Below are 15,590 nucleotides of genomic sequence, written 5' to 3' on the forward strand. Positions count from 1 at the left end.
TAAAAGCAGCCGCCAAATTGACCTTACCGAACCTCTTTTCCGCGTTCTGTCCGACTTTTCGGCGCTTTCCGCGTTGAAAATATCTGTAAAATCAGAAATTTAGTCGAATAATGTTGCCGAACGCTGACGGCAACACTCCACCCGGCCAAGCGGAAGAGCCCAGGAACAGCATCACTGGCATTAAGTTGTTTTTTGTGCGACGAATTCGCTAAAAGCAATGATAACGCAACCATATATCGCGCGAAAGCGTCAAATACGGCCCTAAATGGCTTGGTATGTGTCAATTATATTACTTTTTTCCGCTAATCGCCATTAATTTCGAAAGATAATGTAGACATATTTCGCAAAAGGCATATTAATCGCAACTCAAGGCACTTCATCGCATGAAAACGAAACAAGTGGGGCCTGGGAATTGCGGGGGCGCTCGTGCCGCAAAATTCCGACTCTGAATTAAATGCCAGCTAATGAGATAGGGACATCACTATGACAGGAACAAGGAACAGCGGGACAATGAACAGGCGGCTCATCAACAGGCAGGCGTCGTATCTCGCCCTGGCCGCCGCCGCGTCTCTCGCCACGCTCTGGGCCGCACAAGGCTACGCCCAGGACGTGCCCAGCGATAATACTGCCGACGAACCGGAAGTCGTCGTGGTCGTCGGCTCGCGCAAGGCGCTGCAGACGGCGCAGGACCTGAAGAAGAACGCCGACACCCACGTCGATTCGATCACCGCGACCGATATCGGCGCCTTCCCCGACAAGTCGATCGCCGAAGCCCTGCAACGCGTGCCCGGTGTGACCGTGGTGCGTTCGGTCAAGGGTGGCGACGTCATGCACTATCCGGCCGAGCCCTCGGGCGTCCTGGTGCGCGGCCTGACCCAGGTCAAGTCCGAGTTCAACGGCCGCGACACCTTCAGCGCCGGTTCGAGCTATGGGCTGAGCTGGGAAGACATCTCACCGGAAATGATGTCCGGCGTCGACACCTACAAGAACTCGACCGCCGAAATGATCGAAGGCGGCATCGCCGGCACGGTCAATCTGCGTACCCGCCTGCCCTTCGACCAGAAGGGCCATCTGTTCTCGGCCACGATCGAGGGTGACTATGGCGACCTGAGCGGCAAGATCACGCCCAGCGCCTCAGCCGTGTGGTCCGATCGCTGGCGCACCGATCTGGGCGATTTCGGCCTGCTCGGTAACCTGGCCTATTCCAATATCCAGACGGTCAGCCAGGGCGCGACGATACCGCGCATGATGCCGTTCGCCGCCGGTACCTATACCAGCCAGATGAACTACATCCCGTCGGGCGTCAGCTACAACAACACCGTCTACGACCGGACCCGCAAGGGCGTGTCCCTGGCGGCCCAATGGGCCAGTCCCGATGCCACCATGAAGGCGACACTGCAATATAACCGCTCGCAATACGACAACGAATGGAACGAAGACCAGCTGCTCAGCTTCTGGGCCTGGGTTGATCCGGCGACGACGACCCATTCGACGGTATGGACCGATGCCAGCCTGTTGCAACCGCCCGACGCGCCGGGCCTCGGTATCAACGAAGCCGGCGGCGGCACGCCCTTTACCTTCGGCAGCGACGGCCTGTTCCAGACGGGTGTCATCACGGCCTCGGCCGGCGGCTGGGGTTACGGCGGCATCGCTGACTGGGGTGTCAGCCCCGTCTCCTATGCGCCCGGCTCGACCGACCAATACGGCACCTATGCCCAGTACGGCATCAACCTGCCGGCCTATAAGCCGTGCCTCAATTCGGGTGTCACCCACGCCAACCAGCCGTGCCGCCTGGCGCCGCAGCTCAACCTGGCCACCCGCTACAGCAATGAAACGCGCGTCGTCGATGACGTGTCGCTGAACTTCGTCTGGTCGCCGACCGAGCGCCTGCGCTTCAATGTCGACCTGCAGCACGTCGTGGCGTCCAACGTCCATTACGACATCACCTATCGCAACAAGACCTGGGCCGATCTCGGCCTCGACCTGACCGGCGAATATCCGAAGCTCTCCTTCCATTCGCCGTCGGGTTACAATGTCGTCGGCGCCAATCCGCTGACCGATTACCGCAACTATTCCAACGAATCCCTGATGGACCACCTCGAGGACAGCAAGGGCACGATGAACGCCCTGAAGATCGACGGCGCCTATCGCTTCGAAGGCAAGTGGCTGGACGAACTGCGCGTCGGTATCCGCAGCGCTGAGCGCAAGCAGCTCAACAAGTGGTCGGCCTACAACTGGGCCAGTATCTCGAGCGACTGGGGCGTCAATCCGGCAGATTCGCTGCATCTCGATGCACCGACCACCTATAATCCGGACGGTTCGGTCAAATTCCAGGGCTATCCCGGCACCTATTGGGAAACCCGGTCTTTCGGCACCGACACGCTGGACGGCGGCCTGCTGGCCCAGAACGACTTCGTCATGCTGAAGCGCGATTATCTCAAGGATATCGCCCTGATGGACCAGACCTTCAGCGCCAAGGCGCAGACGGCCCATGGCGGTACCGCGTCCTCGACCTGGAACTCGATCTGCAACCGTCCGGGCAATACGGCCGGCACCTGCTACACGCCGGGTGAGATACTCGATATCGATCTGAAGACTGACTCCGTCTATGCCATGCTCAAGTTCGGCGGCAAGGACACGGAAATCTTCGGCGGCATCACGCTGAGCGGCAATATCGGCCTGCGCGTCGTCCGCACCCAGCTCGACAGCGCCGGCGCGGTCAACTACGCCGTTCCGTTCACCGCCGGCGACCTGCTGTGTCAGCCCCTGACGCCGGAACAGATCGCCGCCCTCGGGCCGAACCAGTATCCCGTCTCGCCGGGCTGCCTGGCCCTGGCCTCGACCGACGATCAGCACTTCTCCAGCGGCACCAGTACGCCGATGGACGTAAAGACCGAGCACAGCTACAGCCTGCCGAGCCTGAACCTGAAGTTCGGCCTGCCCGACAACTGGATCATCCGCCTGGCGGCATCGCGCGCCATGTCGATGCCCGATATCGGCCTGCTCAAGAACTACATGACCCTGCAACGCAGCTTCCTGCCGCAGTCGGCCATTGCGGTGGGCAATCCGAACCTGGTGCTCAACAGCGCGGGCCAGCCGGTCAGCTACAAGTTCGGCTATGTCGGCAGCACGGGTAATCCGCGGCTGAAGGCGATCCAGGCCGATCAGTTCGACCTGTCGGCCGAGCACTACTTCGCCACCGTCGGGTCGTTCACCTTCGACCTGTTCTACAAGAAGTTCTACGACTACATCCAGAACGGCACCTATGTCGTCCCGATGACCAATGCCGGCGTCACCCGCGACGTCGTCGTCACCGGACCGACCAATGGTGAAGGCGCCAGCATCAAGGGCTTCGAAGTCGCCTATCAGCGCTACTTCACCTTCCTGCCCGCCCCGTTCAACGGTCTTGGCGTCCAGGCCAACTACACGCACCTGCATAACGAAGGCGTCAAGAACAGCCAGTTGATCCTCGACTCGTCGGACGGCAGCACCAATGCCCGCTCGTCACAGTCCGGCATGATCAATCCGGGCCGTCTGGAACAGTTGTCCGACGACTCGTACAACCTGATCCTGATGTACGACAAGGGTCCGATCGGCGCCCGCCTGGCCTATAACTGGCGGTCGAAATACCTCAACTCGGTCAATGACTGCTGTATCGGCTTCCCGGTGTGGCAGGAGGCCGAAGGCTTCCTCGACGGCTCGATCCGCTATGCCATCACGCCGCATATGGAAATCGACCTGCAAGGCAGCAACCTGCTGGGGGCGCGTCCGGTGATCCTGCAACAGGTCAGTGGGCCGACGGATCTCAATCCGAACCAGGAGGTCAAGTTCATGCCGGCCGGCTGGTTCAACTACGATCGCCGTGTTCAACTGAGCCTGCGTATCAAGTATTAAAGCGCAATCCGATAAAGTGGACGCCACTTTTCGGTTAAATTGCGCGACAAAACAAAAGGTTAGAGCGAAATGACGATTCAACATAAAGTCATTTCGCTCTAATACGAACCGTGGCGCCCGCCTCTTTCTCCCTGTTTTTGGGCGGGCTACTTCGGGCGCACGGTGCGAAAACACCGTGCGCCCACTTTTGCGACAGGACATGACATGCAGCCGGGCCATATAAGAAACGTTGTGATCCTGGGTGGCGGGACCGCCGGCTGGATGACGGCCGCCTGCCTGGCCAAGGTTTTCGGACCGACCCATCTCAACATCCGGCTGGTCGAATCTCAGGACATCGGCACGGTCGGGGTCGGTGAAGCCACCATCCCGATGATCAACCTGTTCAACGCCATACTGGGGATTTCGGACGCGGACCTGATCCGCGAAACCGAGGCGACCTTCAAGCTGGGCATCGAATTCGCCGACTGGCGCAAGCTCGGTCACAGCTATTTCCATCCTTTCGGAACCTACGGCGCCAATATGGAGGGGCTGAGCTTCCTGCATTACTGGCTGCGTTTGTCGGCCGCGACCGGTGCGAAGGACTACGGCCAGTTCAACATGGAAAGCCTGGCCGCGCGGCTAGGCAAATGCGGCCATGTCAGCCTGCCCGATGCGCCGCAACTGAAGCTCAACAAGGCCTTTCACTTCGATGCGAAGCTCTACGCCCTGTTTTTGCGCCGTTATTCCGGGGCGCGCGGCGTCGAACGCATCGAAGGCACGGTCACAACCGTCGGCCAGAACGCCGAAAGTGGCTTTGTCGAAACTCTGGACCTGTCCGATGGCCGCCAGGTTTCCGGCGACCTGTTTATCGACTGTTCCGGTTTTGCCGCGCGGCTGATTTCCGGCGCCCTGGGGGTCGCCTTTGATGACTGGAGCCACTGGCTGCCGTGCAATCGCGCCCTGGCCGTGCCGTCGGAACGGGTAGCCGCACCCATCCCCTATACCAGGGCGACGGCGCGCGAAGCCGGCTGGCAATGGCGGATTCCGCTGCAGCACCGCACCGGCAATGGCTATGTCTTCTGCGACGGCTTTATCAGCGAGGACGCGGCGAGGGCGAAACTGCTCGCCAATCTCGATGGTCCGGCCCTTGCGGAACTGCGTCTGCTGAAATTCACCACCGGCCATCGCCGCAGGATGTGGGAGAAGAACGTCGTCGCTATCGGCCTGACTTCGGGATTTCTCGAACCTTTGGAATCGACCTCGATCTTCCTGGTCCAGAGCGCCCTGGCGCGGCTGGTCTCGCTGTTCCCACGCGACGGCATCGACCCGGCCGTGTGCGACAAGTTCAATCACGACATGCTGGCCGAATATGCCTCGATCCGTGATTTCCTGATCGCCCACTACAAGCTGACCGAACGTGACGACAGCGACTTCTGGAACACCTGCCGCACAATGCCCATCCCCGACAGCTTGGCGGCCCGGTTGGGCATTTTCGAGCGCCACGGGATACTGATCGAACAGCCGTTCGACCTGTTCAAGGAAACGAGTTGGTTCGCCGTGCTGATGGGGCAGGGGCTCAACCCGCAGGGTTACCATCCGGCGGCGGATGTCCTGCCCGAGACGGATTTCATGGAGCGCATGAAACACCTGCGCAAGATCATCAACCAGGGCGCTTCGTCCCTGCCCCTGCACGACACCTATCTGACCCAGATCAAGACAGCGAGTTGAGATGAAAGTGTTTCTGTTGACGGCACTGGTTGCCCTGTTGCTGGCCTCACCGACCTATGCCGAAACGCGCCTTGGCGTGGTCAGCTACTGGGGCGGCGAGGTTATCGACTATGACCGCATACCGGACGGCAGCCTGGCCATCCTCAACCCGAGCAACGGCATTTTCGTTTCCGACGGCCAGGGCATGAACGTCGTGCCGTTCGCCGATAACTACAAGGCCGTGGCGCGGCGGGCGACGAAGCACGATGTGGCTATGCTGGGCTATGTCCCGACCGGCTATTTTCATCATGACTGCAATGTCGTCGGCAAGTGCCAGACCTGGACGCGGATCGAAGGCCAGGTAAAGGCCTATTTCGCCGAGATTCCCGGTTTGGCCGGCATCTTTTTCGACGAGGCGGCGCCGGCGGACTGGTCGTGCGAAGCCTATGTCGCGGAGTATCAGAAACTGCGCGACATCGTGCAAACCTACCGGCCGGGAGCTGTGATCGCCTTCAATCCCGGCATGGCCGACCTGTGCGCCGTCACGGCCGCCGCCGCCGGCGAGTTCGTGGTGCTGTTCGAAAGCGACGGCGATACCTTCCGGCTGCAGGACGCCAAGATCCGGGCGGCAACCGAGGCCGCCCGAGCGCGCGGCGTGCGGTCGTGGCTCGTGATCAACACGGTGGCGAAGAAGGCCGAAATGCGGACTGTCGTCGAAGCGGCCAAGATCTATGATCCGGATTTTCTCTATGTCGTCGACGTGAGCGGCGACTGGCAGGCCGGCTACAACACCTATGGCGCGCTGCCGCTCTATTGGCGCGATGAAATCCTGGCCGTTACGGGCAAAAAATAAGAGGAAACAGGGATGATCAAAACCTTCAAACCCGCACTCTGGCTCGGCCTGTTGCTGGTCACCAGCGCCTTGTCTCCCTCGGCCTTTGCCGCCACGGACAGCCTGGCGCCGACCGGCCAGTGGACGGGCAACACCCAGGGCGCGGCGCGCACCCCGCCCATGGGGTGGAACAGCTGGAACGCCTTTCGCACCGAGGTCGACGAGGGCAAGGTGGTCGGCGCGGCCACGGTCCTGGTCGACAGCGGGCTTTCGAAGCTGGGCTACACCTATGTCAATCTCGACGACGGCTGGTGGCTGAAACGCCGCGCCTCTGACGGGCGGATGATTATCCGCACCAAAATCTTTCCATCGGCCGCGACCGGTGGGCCCGACGAGACCAGTTTCAAGCCCTTTACCGACCGGCTGCACAGCATGGGGCTGAAGGTCGGCATCTACACCGATATTGGCCGCAATGCCTGTTCTCAGGCCTACGACCTGCACTCGCCCAACCTGCCGGAAGGGACCGCTGCCGAGCGCGAAGTCGGGCTCGATGGCCACGTCGATCAGGATGTCGACCTCTATTTCCGCCAGTGGGGCTTCGACTATCTCAAGGTCGATGCCTGCGGCGCCGCCAATTTTGCGCCGGGCAGCGACCTGGTCGTCAAGCAGGGCTATAACGGCTTTCCGCCGATCCTTGATGCCCAGTCGATCAACCGCACGGATGTGCCGGCGATCCGCGAGCGTTACCGTCATATCGGCGCTGCCTTGAAGGCGGCGCGACCGTCGGGCGACTTCGTCCTGTCGATCTGCAATTGGGGCACGGCCGACGTCCGTACCTGGGGCAAGGAGGTCGGCAATAGCTGGCGGACCAGCGGCGATATCACGCCCAGTTGGACGCGCATGCTGCATAATTTCGACAGCACGGCCAACCGCGCCCTCTATGCCGGCCCCGGTACATGGAACGACCCCGACATCCTCGATATCGGCCACGGCGAGTTCGACGAGAACCACCTGACCGAGGCGCGCAGTCATTTTTCACTGTGGGCCGTCATGGCCTCGCCCCTGCTGATCAGCTACGACCTGCGGCACGCACCCAAGCCGCTGATGGACATCTGGAGCAATGCCGACGTCATCGCCATCGACCAGGACCCGGCCGGCAACCAGGGCGTCCTGGCCTACGATTCCGACGACGTCCAGATCATCGTCAAGACGATGAGCGACCCTTCGCAAAAGGCTGTGGTGCTGTTCAATCGCGGCAATTCGCCGGAAGAGGTCAATCTGACGGCCGCCCATCTCAAGTTCGACGGCGCGCCGATCACCCTGCGCGATTTGTGGTCGAAGGAGACGTCTGCGATGACGGGGGAGGCGACCTTTACCCTGGCGCCGCATGAGACGCGGACCTTCATGGCCACGGGGCATCGGGCTCTGGCGGATGGTCTCTATCTGTCGGAAATGCCCGGCGCGATCCATGTGGCGGAGGACGGCACGACGATCAAGCAGATCGATCCGACCGTCCACCGCATGCCGGATCCGTGGGGCGGCACGCGTTCGTCCGGCTCGCGTCCGTCCTATACCGGCTGGGGCGGGGCGCGGATCGATGCGACACCGTATGGCCAGAACTTGGCGATCGGTGATACGGGGTTTGCGACCGGACTGGGCCTGTTGTCGAATTCGCGGCTCGAGGTCAGGAACAGCGGTAATTTTGCGCGCTTTGAAGCTAGGGTCGGGGTCGACAATTCGACGTCGAATCTCGATCGGCCGGTGCAGTTTTTTGTCTATGGCGACGGAAAGCTGCTGGCCAAGACGGGTGCGATGAAGTTCGGCGATGCAGCCAGGGTGATCGATGTCGATGTGCGTGGTGTCAAGATCGTCGAGCTGGTGGCGCGCGACGGGCATGCAAAGAACGAACTGCCGGTTGTCATCACCTGGGGCGAGGCGGCGCTGCGGGGGCGGTGAGAGAAGAACGGCTATCGCGTATGGCTTCGAAATCCCCCTCTTCCCGTCTCTTTACGGGGAGAGGGTGGTCCGGAGGACCGGGTGAGGGGCAATCCACGACAGTTGCAATGGTCTGGTTAGCGGTCGATTGACATCGCATATGACAAACAGGCCCTGTCGATCAATTAGACATTAGAAAAGCTCGAATTTGAACTGGCGTGGATGCTATTTCGACCGTGGAATGCCCCTCACCCGGCGCTTCGCGCCGGCCTCTCCCCGTAAAGAGACGGGAAGAGGCGGATTTTAGGAAAGGCCTCGAGCGATAGGTCGTCTCTGGTTAGGCAGCGGGCTCTTCCCTGAGGCGGCGTAAGCGGCAATATGCGCACCTGAACAGCGATTCTGCCGGGAGAGTGACGTGAACTGGAAAGACCTGCTCAATACGACGCGCCTGATGTCGCCCGACTATCCCGAGCGTCCCGGGCGGCCGATGTATATGCAGGACATCGACCGCATCACCTTTTCGGCGCCGTTCCGCCGCCTGGCCAACAAGACCCAGGTCCATCCGCTCTATGACAACGACCATATACACCACCGTCTGATCCACAGCCTGGAGGTGTCCAGCGTCGGCCGTTCGCTGGGCGTCGAGGTCGGACAATGGCTGGTCGACGGCGGCGTTTTGAGCGAAGCCGAACGCGACAAGGTCTCGGGTATCGTCCAGGCGGCCTGCCTGGCGCACGATATCGGCAATCCGCCTTTCGGACATTCCGGAGAAGCGGCGATCGGGGGCTGGTTCGAGGAACGCTGCGACACGCCGCGCGGCATTTTCGCCGAGCTCGACCCGAAATACATGCAGGAATTCCGCAAGTTCGAGGGCAATGCTCAGGGCTTCCGCATCCTGGTGCGCAACGAAATGTACGTCAATGAAGGCGGCATGCGGCTGAGCCTGGGCGTACTGGGCGCCTTCACCAAATATCCGGCGACGGCCAATATCAGCGCCCGCCGTGCCGACGCCTATTGCGGGCTCAAGAAATACGGCCTGTTCGAAAACGACGTCGAGCTGTTCGCCCAGGCAGCCGGCGCCCTGGGATTGCCTAAAGCGGCTTCGTCGCAAGGAACGTGGTGGCGCCGCCATCCGCTGGTCTTCCTGATGGAGGCGGCCGACGACATCTGCTACAACATCATGGACCTGGAAGACGCCTTTATCAGCGGTGACATTACGTTCGAGCAGGCGGACGCCCTGCTGTCGCCCCTGTTCCAGTCCAACCGCGAAAGCACCTACCGATCGAAAGCGGCGCAGATTTCCGCCATGCGTGCCCGGGCGGTCACCGGCGCCATTGCCGCCTGTGTCGAGGCATTCAAAGCGAATTACGATGGCCTGATGAGTGGTGCCTTTTCGTCGTCCCTGATCGAGGTGTCGTCCAAGGCCGAGGCATTCGCCAGGATCCGCGACATCGCACGCGAACGTATATTCAAGGCGACGCGAAAGACGGAACTGGAGGTCTTCGGCCGCAACGCCCTGTACAAGACCCTGGACGGCCTCGTTCCGCTGTTTGACGAGCTGTGCCGGCTGTCGTGGAACGTCGACGCCCTGTCGTCCTATCACAGGCAACTGGCCCGCGCGCTCGACCTGGACCTCCATGGCGTCGACAATGCCTATGACGCCCTGCATGTCTTGACGGACTTTGTCTCGGGCATGACCGATCGTTACGCCGTCAAGGTCGCCGAGATGCTGTACAGCCGATAGACCGATCGATAAGGCCGTGCGACGTCAAGGTTGCTTTGGATCAGACAGGCGATATTCAAATATGACCGTCGAGATTGGCGGGACCGTAAGGGTTTTTCCAAGGTCCAGCCCGACGTCCATTGTGGCGACGATGTGATCGGAGCTTGTCGCACTATTTTGGACATCGGCCGCGTTTCCGGTGATCATCCACCTTTGACCCTCGCCCGTGATTTTTAAATTCCGGAGATCCAGGACCAGGGTTTGCGGGGACAGGGTAGCGTTGACGACGCCAAGGCGCAAACTCTGGCCATCCGGCGCCAGGGCGGCGATGACGTCGAGCGGCCAGGTCGGGCTGCCGGCATTGACTTGCGGATGATTGAAACCAACGACGTACTTGGGATCGGGCTGAGGTGCATTTCCCGACACCATGAGCGGAATAACGCCCTCGCCAAATTGATTGCCATAGAGCTTGAAGACGGTCCCGAGCGAATTCAGTTTGGCCGAGGTGGGCGTGATATCCATGGTGGACGTGCCGGTCGTATGCGCCGTCATGGTCAGGAAATCCGTGTGGCGCAGCATTTCCTGGAAAATCATGCTGTAGGCGAGTGTCGTCCGCAATCCGTTGCGATTGAACCTCGGCCCCATATAGGCATACTCGTCCATCGACATGAAAATGTGGTTCCTGTCGATCTCAGGAAATGTCTTGCGATAATGTTCCCACTCCACGGCCTTCATGCGAACATGATTGGACGGGGAGCGCACATATTCGAGCAATTCATCGGCGGCCGGCGCGTCAGGCCGCTGTTCGCCGGTATCGTACCAATGCTCGGTAATGCCCTGGAATGTGCCGGGTGCGCCGGCCAGCAGGCCGCCTGTCCAATCTTCCTCGGTGCCATAGCGTGTTTCCGCGATGGCGGGCGTCATGTTTATTTTTTCACCATGGCCCTTGCCCTGGTCGGGCATGGCGCCTGACGCGATGATCGTAATACTTGGATCGACCTTGCGCATGGCGGCGGCAAAGTCCTTGTGTTTGATGACGTAGTATTTGAGCTGGGTTACGCCGATCTGCCACATGCCGTAGGGCTCGTTGCCGATGTTCCAAAGCTTGACGCCATAGGGCTCAGGGTGTCCGTTGGCAGCGCGCTTGGCGCCCCATTCCGACGAGGCCGGGCCATTGACATACTCGACCTCTTCGGCGGCGGAATTGGCATCGCCCAGGCCGGCGTTCACGGTGATATAGGGCTCTGTTCCGACGAGTTTTGCGAGATTGAGCCATTCGTCTATGCCGATATCGTTTGTCTGCATGGCATCCCAGGCGTAGTCAAACATCGGGGTGCGCAGGTCGCGCGGTCCGAGCGCCGTATGCCAATCCCAATCCGACAGAAAATTACCGCCTGGCATCCGCCAAAAGCCGGAGTGCAATGAGCGCGCGATCGAAGTCGAGTCCGCACGCCAGCCATCGATATTGTCAGCCGGCATCAATGACACGGTGCCGACATGCAATGTCCCGGTGCCCTTGGCGGTCAGCTCGAAGCGCCCGTTGAGGCTGTCTGCATGGGCTGTGAAATTGAAGGGCAGGCTTTGCCAGCCTGTGGCCGTAGTGGTCAGGTTCACTTCCTGACGATCCGCACTTCCTTCGCCACTTACCAGGGCGATGCGAATAATGGTTCCCACGGGGGCGTCGACCACAACATGACCTGTGTAGGCCCGGTTGCTTTCCAGGCCCAGTCCGGACTGAATGATGCCGGAAGGGTTTGACGAATCGAGATTAAGCTTGACCGATTGCGCACCGACATAGGGATGGCCCGTGTCCATCGTAACGTCGTCTGTCCCGCCGATCCGGTCCCAGTAACGAAGTTGCGAAAAAGGCCGCGCCGGTTTGGCGGGGTCCACTGCAGCCTTGGGGGCGCCGAGCGGAAATACAAATTTCCGGTCATCGAGCATTTCCGACCAGAGCGTGCGCGCAACCAATTGGCCGATGGGCTCAATAAACATGCCGTATTCGTAGCGGCTCACAGCCGGGCTTCGCTGATTGCCGTCGATCGTGACGCTGATCGGCCCTTCCGCCGCCTGGAGCGACGGTGGCAGGGCAAGACCTGCGGACAGACATGCGCCGATGAGAAATACGCGTAGTTGGCAGGCTGCGGGACGTATCGTCATTTGGACTTCCTTCGAGAACCAAAAAGTCGCCCCGCACGAATGCGGGGCGATCAAGTCGTTGGGTAGGCCAGGGGCCTGACTCTGGCAGACGCGGTCAGGCGGCGCGCGGTTTAGAATCTGCCTTTAACGCCGACGGTAAAGTAGCGTCCCATATCATCATGGAAGCCGGCAGTCGGATAGGTGAGGCCTGGGACACCAGCGCCTGGCAATAGTGGTGCGCGTGCATCGCCAATATTGCTGATGTTGAGATAGGCTTCGCTCTTGCCTGACATGAAGTCGAACGACTTGCTGATGGTCAGGTCGATCACATTCATAGATGGCAGGTAAGGGATGACAAAGTTTTGATTATTGCTGGCCACCGAAGGGTCACTGGTCGCCTTTCTTGCCTTGCCAATATATTGATCCTGAATGGCCACTGTCCAGGCGCCGTTGACATAGGACAAGAAGGTCGTTTGCCTGTATTTAGGTTGGAATGCCCATTGCTCAGCGGTTCCAGGAATATTGACCGTCGTATTGGTGGGTTGGACGCTTATCAAGGTTCGCGCAGTAAAGCGACCTGGCAACCAAGACACGACATCTTCCATGGTCCAGCTATAGTTTGACTCGATATCATAGCCACTGATCGTTGAGCTCGCCGCATTGAGAGGTGAACTGAAGATTTTCGTCGGGAAGTTCGCCGCAGTCTTGTAGTTCGGATCCGATGGATTGGTAATCGGGCGCACAGCCAGGGAACAGAAGTTTGACGAGTAGGTCGGCGCGCTGGCAAGACACAGGTTTTGAATAGCCGCATTATTGTAGCTGATATTCGTGATGGCGTCTGTCATATCGGTTTTGTAGTAGTCAACCGACAGGTTAAAGTTATGGATAAAGCTTGGCGTAAAGACGACACCAAGCGTTGTCGTGCGTGCAATTTCAGGCGTCAGGTTTGCATTACCCGAGACTTGAAACTGTGTATTTTGATTCACGCCCGTCAAGAAATCCGAGAAAGTCGACGCCGAAATACCAGCCGGTTGGTAAAGATCGTTCAGGTTGGGCGCCCGAATGTCAACCGACTGGGTGCCCCGCACGTGGAACATCGAGTTAAGATGCCAATCCAGACCAAGCTTCCAGGAATGAACGGCATCAAAGGTTGAATACTTGGTATAACGACCCGCGGCATCCAAGGTCAGGTCGTCAACAAGGGGCAAGTCCTTCAACAAAGGAATGTTGAACTCAAGAGCGGCTTCGTAAACGTTGTTCTTCGCATCAACCGGGTTGTTGACGTTTTGAATCCACAATGCCGGTGCTGCACCCACGCCTGCAGAATTCCCGGTAGCCAAGCACAAACGAAGACCGGTACAATTGACGAAATCCGTCGCCAACGCATTGGTGGTCATCTTGTAGGTCTGGTAACGGATATCTGCCGAAGCCGCGGCTTTGATCTCACCCGCCGGTAGTCCGAAACCCAGACCGCCGCTGATGGAGGCCCCCCAGTCTTGCATGGTCTGTTTCAGGGTCCAGTGAGTTTCCTGAACAAGATAATCATATGACGCCGCCGATGGGCCGTTCGGATCCACAATGTTGGTGGGCACGCAACCCGGATAGAGCGCAGAATAGGCAGCCTGGGTCGAAACCCAGCAGACGACTGTGCCGCTGACATTTACGCCGTTAACAATCGTGCCTGGCGGCGCGATAACCGCATCTAGCGAAGCCAAATACCTGTCGTTGCGTTGGTTGTTTGGGTTCGAGACCGTCAACTCGCTGGAGCTGTTGCTATAGTGGAGATCCCAGTCAAAATTACCCAGCGTCCCCCTGAGACCGGTTTCAAAGTTGACACTTTTTTGATTCGATAGGGTCTTGTAGACGCGGCCTTGTGGACCCGCGTCCTGACCATCGATCTTGTTCCAGATATAGGAGGGGACAGAAAGGTAAGGTGTCGAAGGCGGCGCTGGCGTGGTCGCACCTGGCATCACCGTGCCATCGTAGCTAATCCTGTCCTGGGCTGTCAGCGGGGGGTTTGGCAAGCAGCGATAGCCGGTTGCCGCAGGCGTGCCGCAGGTTATACCGGCACCCAGGGCCGCTTGAGATGTGGGTGACAGATACGGATTGTTGGCAAAGATCGTGCTTGGACGTCCCGAGCCGGACGAGCTCACAACCGTATTGACCCAATCCGACGAGACGTCGGCTTCGGCCAGGCTGATCTGAGCATAACCATGCACATTATCAGAAAAATCATAATCAAACCGGCTGAAGGATTCCTTCATCTCAAGACCTGAGCGGAAGGTGCCGAATTTGACGTAACCACCGTTGCCGCCGCTATCAATGGTGCCGCTTCCCGTAGGTGTACCGCGCGTCAGCGGGCCAAAATTGCCGGGCGAAGTGACGGTGTAGCCATTGAGCGCACAGGCTGAGCCGCAGTTTACAATGCCGGTCATTGGCTGGTTGTTAACGCGGGCAAAGGGCGTATTGGTAAATGGATTCGAGACCGATCCGTTACCTGTCAGAAACCAAACCTGTCCATCCTTGGCGTAAGGACGATCCGTATTGAGGATCTTGTCCTGGTGGCGGTAGCGGAAGGAGGTTTCAAAGTGGCCGCGGCCGTCAAAAAGATCGGTGCCCCACGCCGCGGAGGCCGAATGCTCTTGGCCGTCACCATAGTTGGAAATGCCGGCATCGACCTTATATTTGAAGCCGGTAAAGTTCTCGTCGATGACAAAGTTGACCACACCAGAGACGGCATCCGAACCATAGACGGCCGAGGCGCCGCCGGTGACGATGTCCACACGCTTCATCAGGATTTGCGGCAAAACGTCGATATTGACCGTGCCGTCCTGATTGTTGGGCGCGACGCGGTGACCGTTGAAAAGCACAAGCGTGCGTGAAGGGCCGAAATTGCGCAGGGCGAGCACGTTACCGCCGTTGTTGTTGGCGCCGTTGCCCTGAGTACGCGGGGTGCGGCCACCGACAATTTGCGGCAGCTTGTTCAACGCATCGGGAACGTCGCTGGGCGTGGTTTGTGCCAATTGGTCCGTCGTTATGGCCGTGATCGGTGTCGGTGATTTTTCGTTCGTCTTGATCAGACGCGAGCCCGTCACCGTAACCACCACGACGTCGGCTGGGTCCGTCTGGGCCGCAGCCGAATCAGTAGTGGTTTGAAGCGGTTCGGCAGCGGCGACCGTGCCGGCCATCGTAAGAAGTGCCGCCAGCGACACCGTGCAGGCCAATATCGACCTTTGAGTCCACGTAGTATGTGGATTACCCTTTTTCATCTGAGCTTCCTTCCCGTTGCCCCTGAGGCATTTATTATTGCGGCGCCTTGCCTGTTGTTCAGGCTCTGATGGCGTTTTCGCATCCGGCAAAACGACATTGCCAGCCGATAAG

General features: G+C 59.5%; 7 protein-coding genes. 5 read left to right on the plus strand and 2 right to left on the minus strand.

The annotated features are described in order from the left end of the window. The first annotated feature begins 510 nt into the window (after window positions 1–510). The 5 genes from AC1DXO_RS01130 to dgt all read left to right on the plus strand — a co-directional run bounded on the left by AC1DXO_RS01130 (window position 511) and on the right by dgt (window position 10,091). A complete protein-coding gene (locus AC1DXO_RS01130) occupies window positions 511–3,894 on the plus strand; it encodes a TonB-dependent receptor (RefSeq protein WP_476976240.1) in 3,384 nt (1,127 codons plus the stop codon). A 204-nt stretch (window positions 3,895–4,098) separates the two neighbouring features. After that, entirely contained in the window at window positions 4,099–5,601 is a 1,503-nt protein-coding gene (locus AC1DXO_RS01135; RefSeq protein WP_476976241.1) for a tryptophan halogenase family protein, read from the plus strand. 1 nt (window position 5,602) lies between these two features. Next, window positions 5,603–6,433 carry a spherulation-specific family 4 protein gene (locus AC1DXO_RS01140; protein WP_476976242.1) on the plus strand — a complete coding sequence of 277 codons (831 nt, stop codon included), beginning with the start codon at window positions 5,603–5,605 and terminating at the stop codon, window positions 6,431–6,433. A gap of 12 nt (window positions 6,434–6,445) precedes the next feature. After that, complete coding sequence (locus tag AC1DXO_RS01145) at window positions 6,446–8,368, plus strand: NPCBM/NEW2 domain-containing protein (RefSeq protein ID WP_476976243.1); 1,923 nt, start codon at window positions 6,446–6,448, stop codon at window positions 8,366–8,368. A gap of 394 nt (window positions 8,369–8,762) precedes the next feature. Further along, complete coding sequence (gene dgt / locus AC1DXO_RS01150; RefSeq protein ID WP_476976244.1) at window positions 8,763–10,091, plus strand: dGTP triphosphohydrolase; 1,329 nt, start codon at window positions 8,763–8,765, stop codon at window positions 10,089–10,091. Between the two features lie 24 nt (window positions 10,092–10,115). Here the strand turns inward: dgt and AC1DXO_RS01155 are convergent, their stop codons facing one another. Both AC1DXO_RS01155 and AC1DXO_RS01160 read right to left on the minus strand, forming a co-directional pair. Beyond that, window positions 10,116–12,230: an alpha-N-arabinofuranosidase gene (locus AC1DXO_RS01155; protein WP_476976245.1), complete on the minus strand. Its 2,115-nt coding sequence runs from the start codon at window positions 12,228–12,230 to the stop codon at window positions 10,116–10,118. A 110-nt stretch (window positions 12,231–12,340) separates the two neighbouring features. Further along, window positions 12,341–15,478 (minus strand): TonB-dependent receptor domain-containing protein, encoded by a 3,138-nt coding sequence (locus AC1DXO_RS01160; protein WP_476976246.1) that lies wholly within the window; start codon window positions 15,476–15,478, stop codon window positions 12,341–12,343. Window positions 15,479–15,590 lie beyond the last annotated feature (112 nt).

It is taken from the genome of Asticcacaulis sp. P2_C5 (genome assembly GCF_056404555.1).

Bases quoted from the DNA above. Each gene is read 5' to 3' on its own strand.
- AC1DXO_RS01140 (WP_476976242.1), top strand. From the start codon at position 5,603: ATGAAAGTGTTTCTGTTGACGGCACTGGTTGCCCTGTTGCTGGCCTCA.
- AC1DXO_RS01145 (WP_476976243.1), top strand. From the start codon at position 6,446: ATGATCAAAACCTTCAAACCCGCACTCTGGCTCGGCCTGTTGCTGGTC.
- AC1DXO_RS01135 (WP_476976241.1), top strand. From the start codon at position 4,099: ATGCAGCCGGGCCATATAAGAAACGTTGTGATCCTGGGTGGCGGGACC.
- AC1DXO_RS01155 (WP_476976245.1), bottom strand. From the start codon at position 12,230: ATGACGATACGTCCCGCAGCCTGCCAACTACGCGTATTTCTCATCGGC.
- AC1DXO_RS01160 (WP_476976246.1), bottom strand. From the start codon at position 15,478: ATGAAAAAGGGTAATCCACATACTACGTGGACTCAAAGGTCGATATTG.
- AC1DXO_RS01130 (WP_476976240.1), top strand. From the start codon at position 511: ATGAACAGGCGGCTCATCAACAGGCAGGCGTCGTATCTCGCCCTGGCC.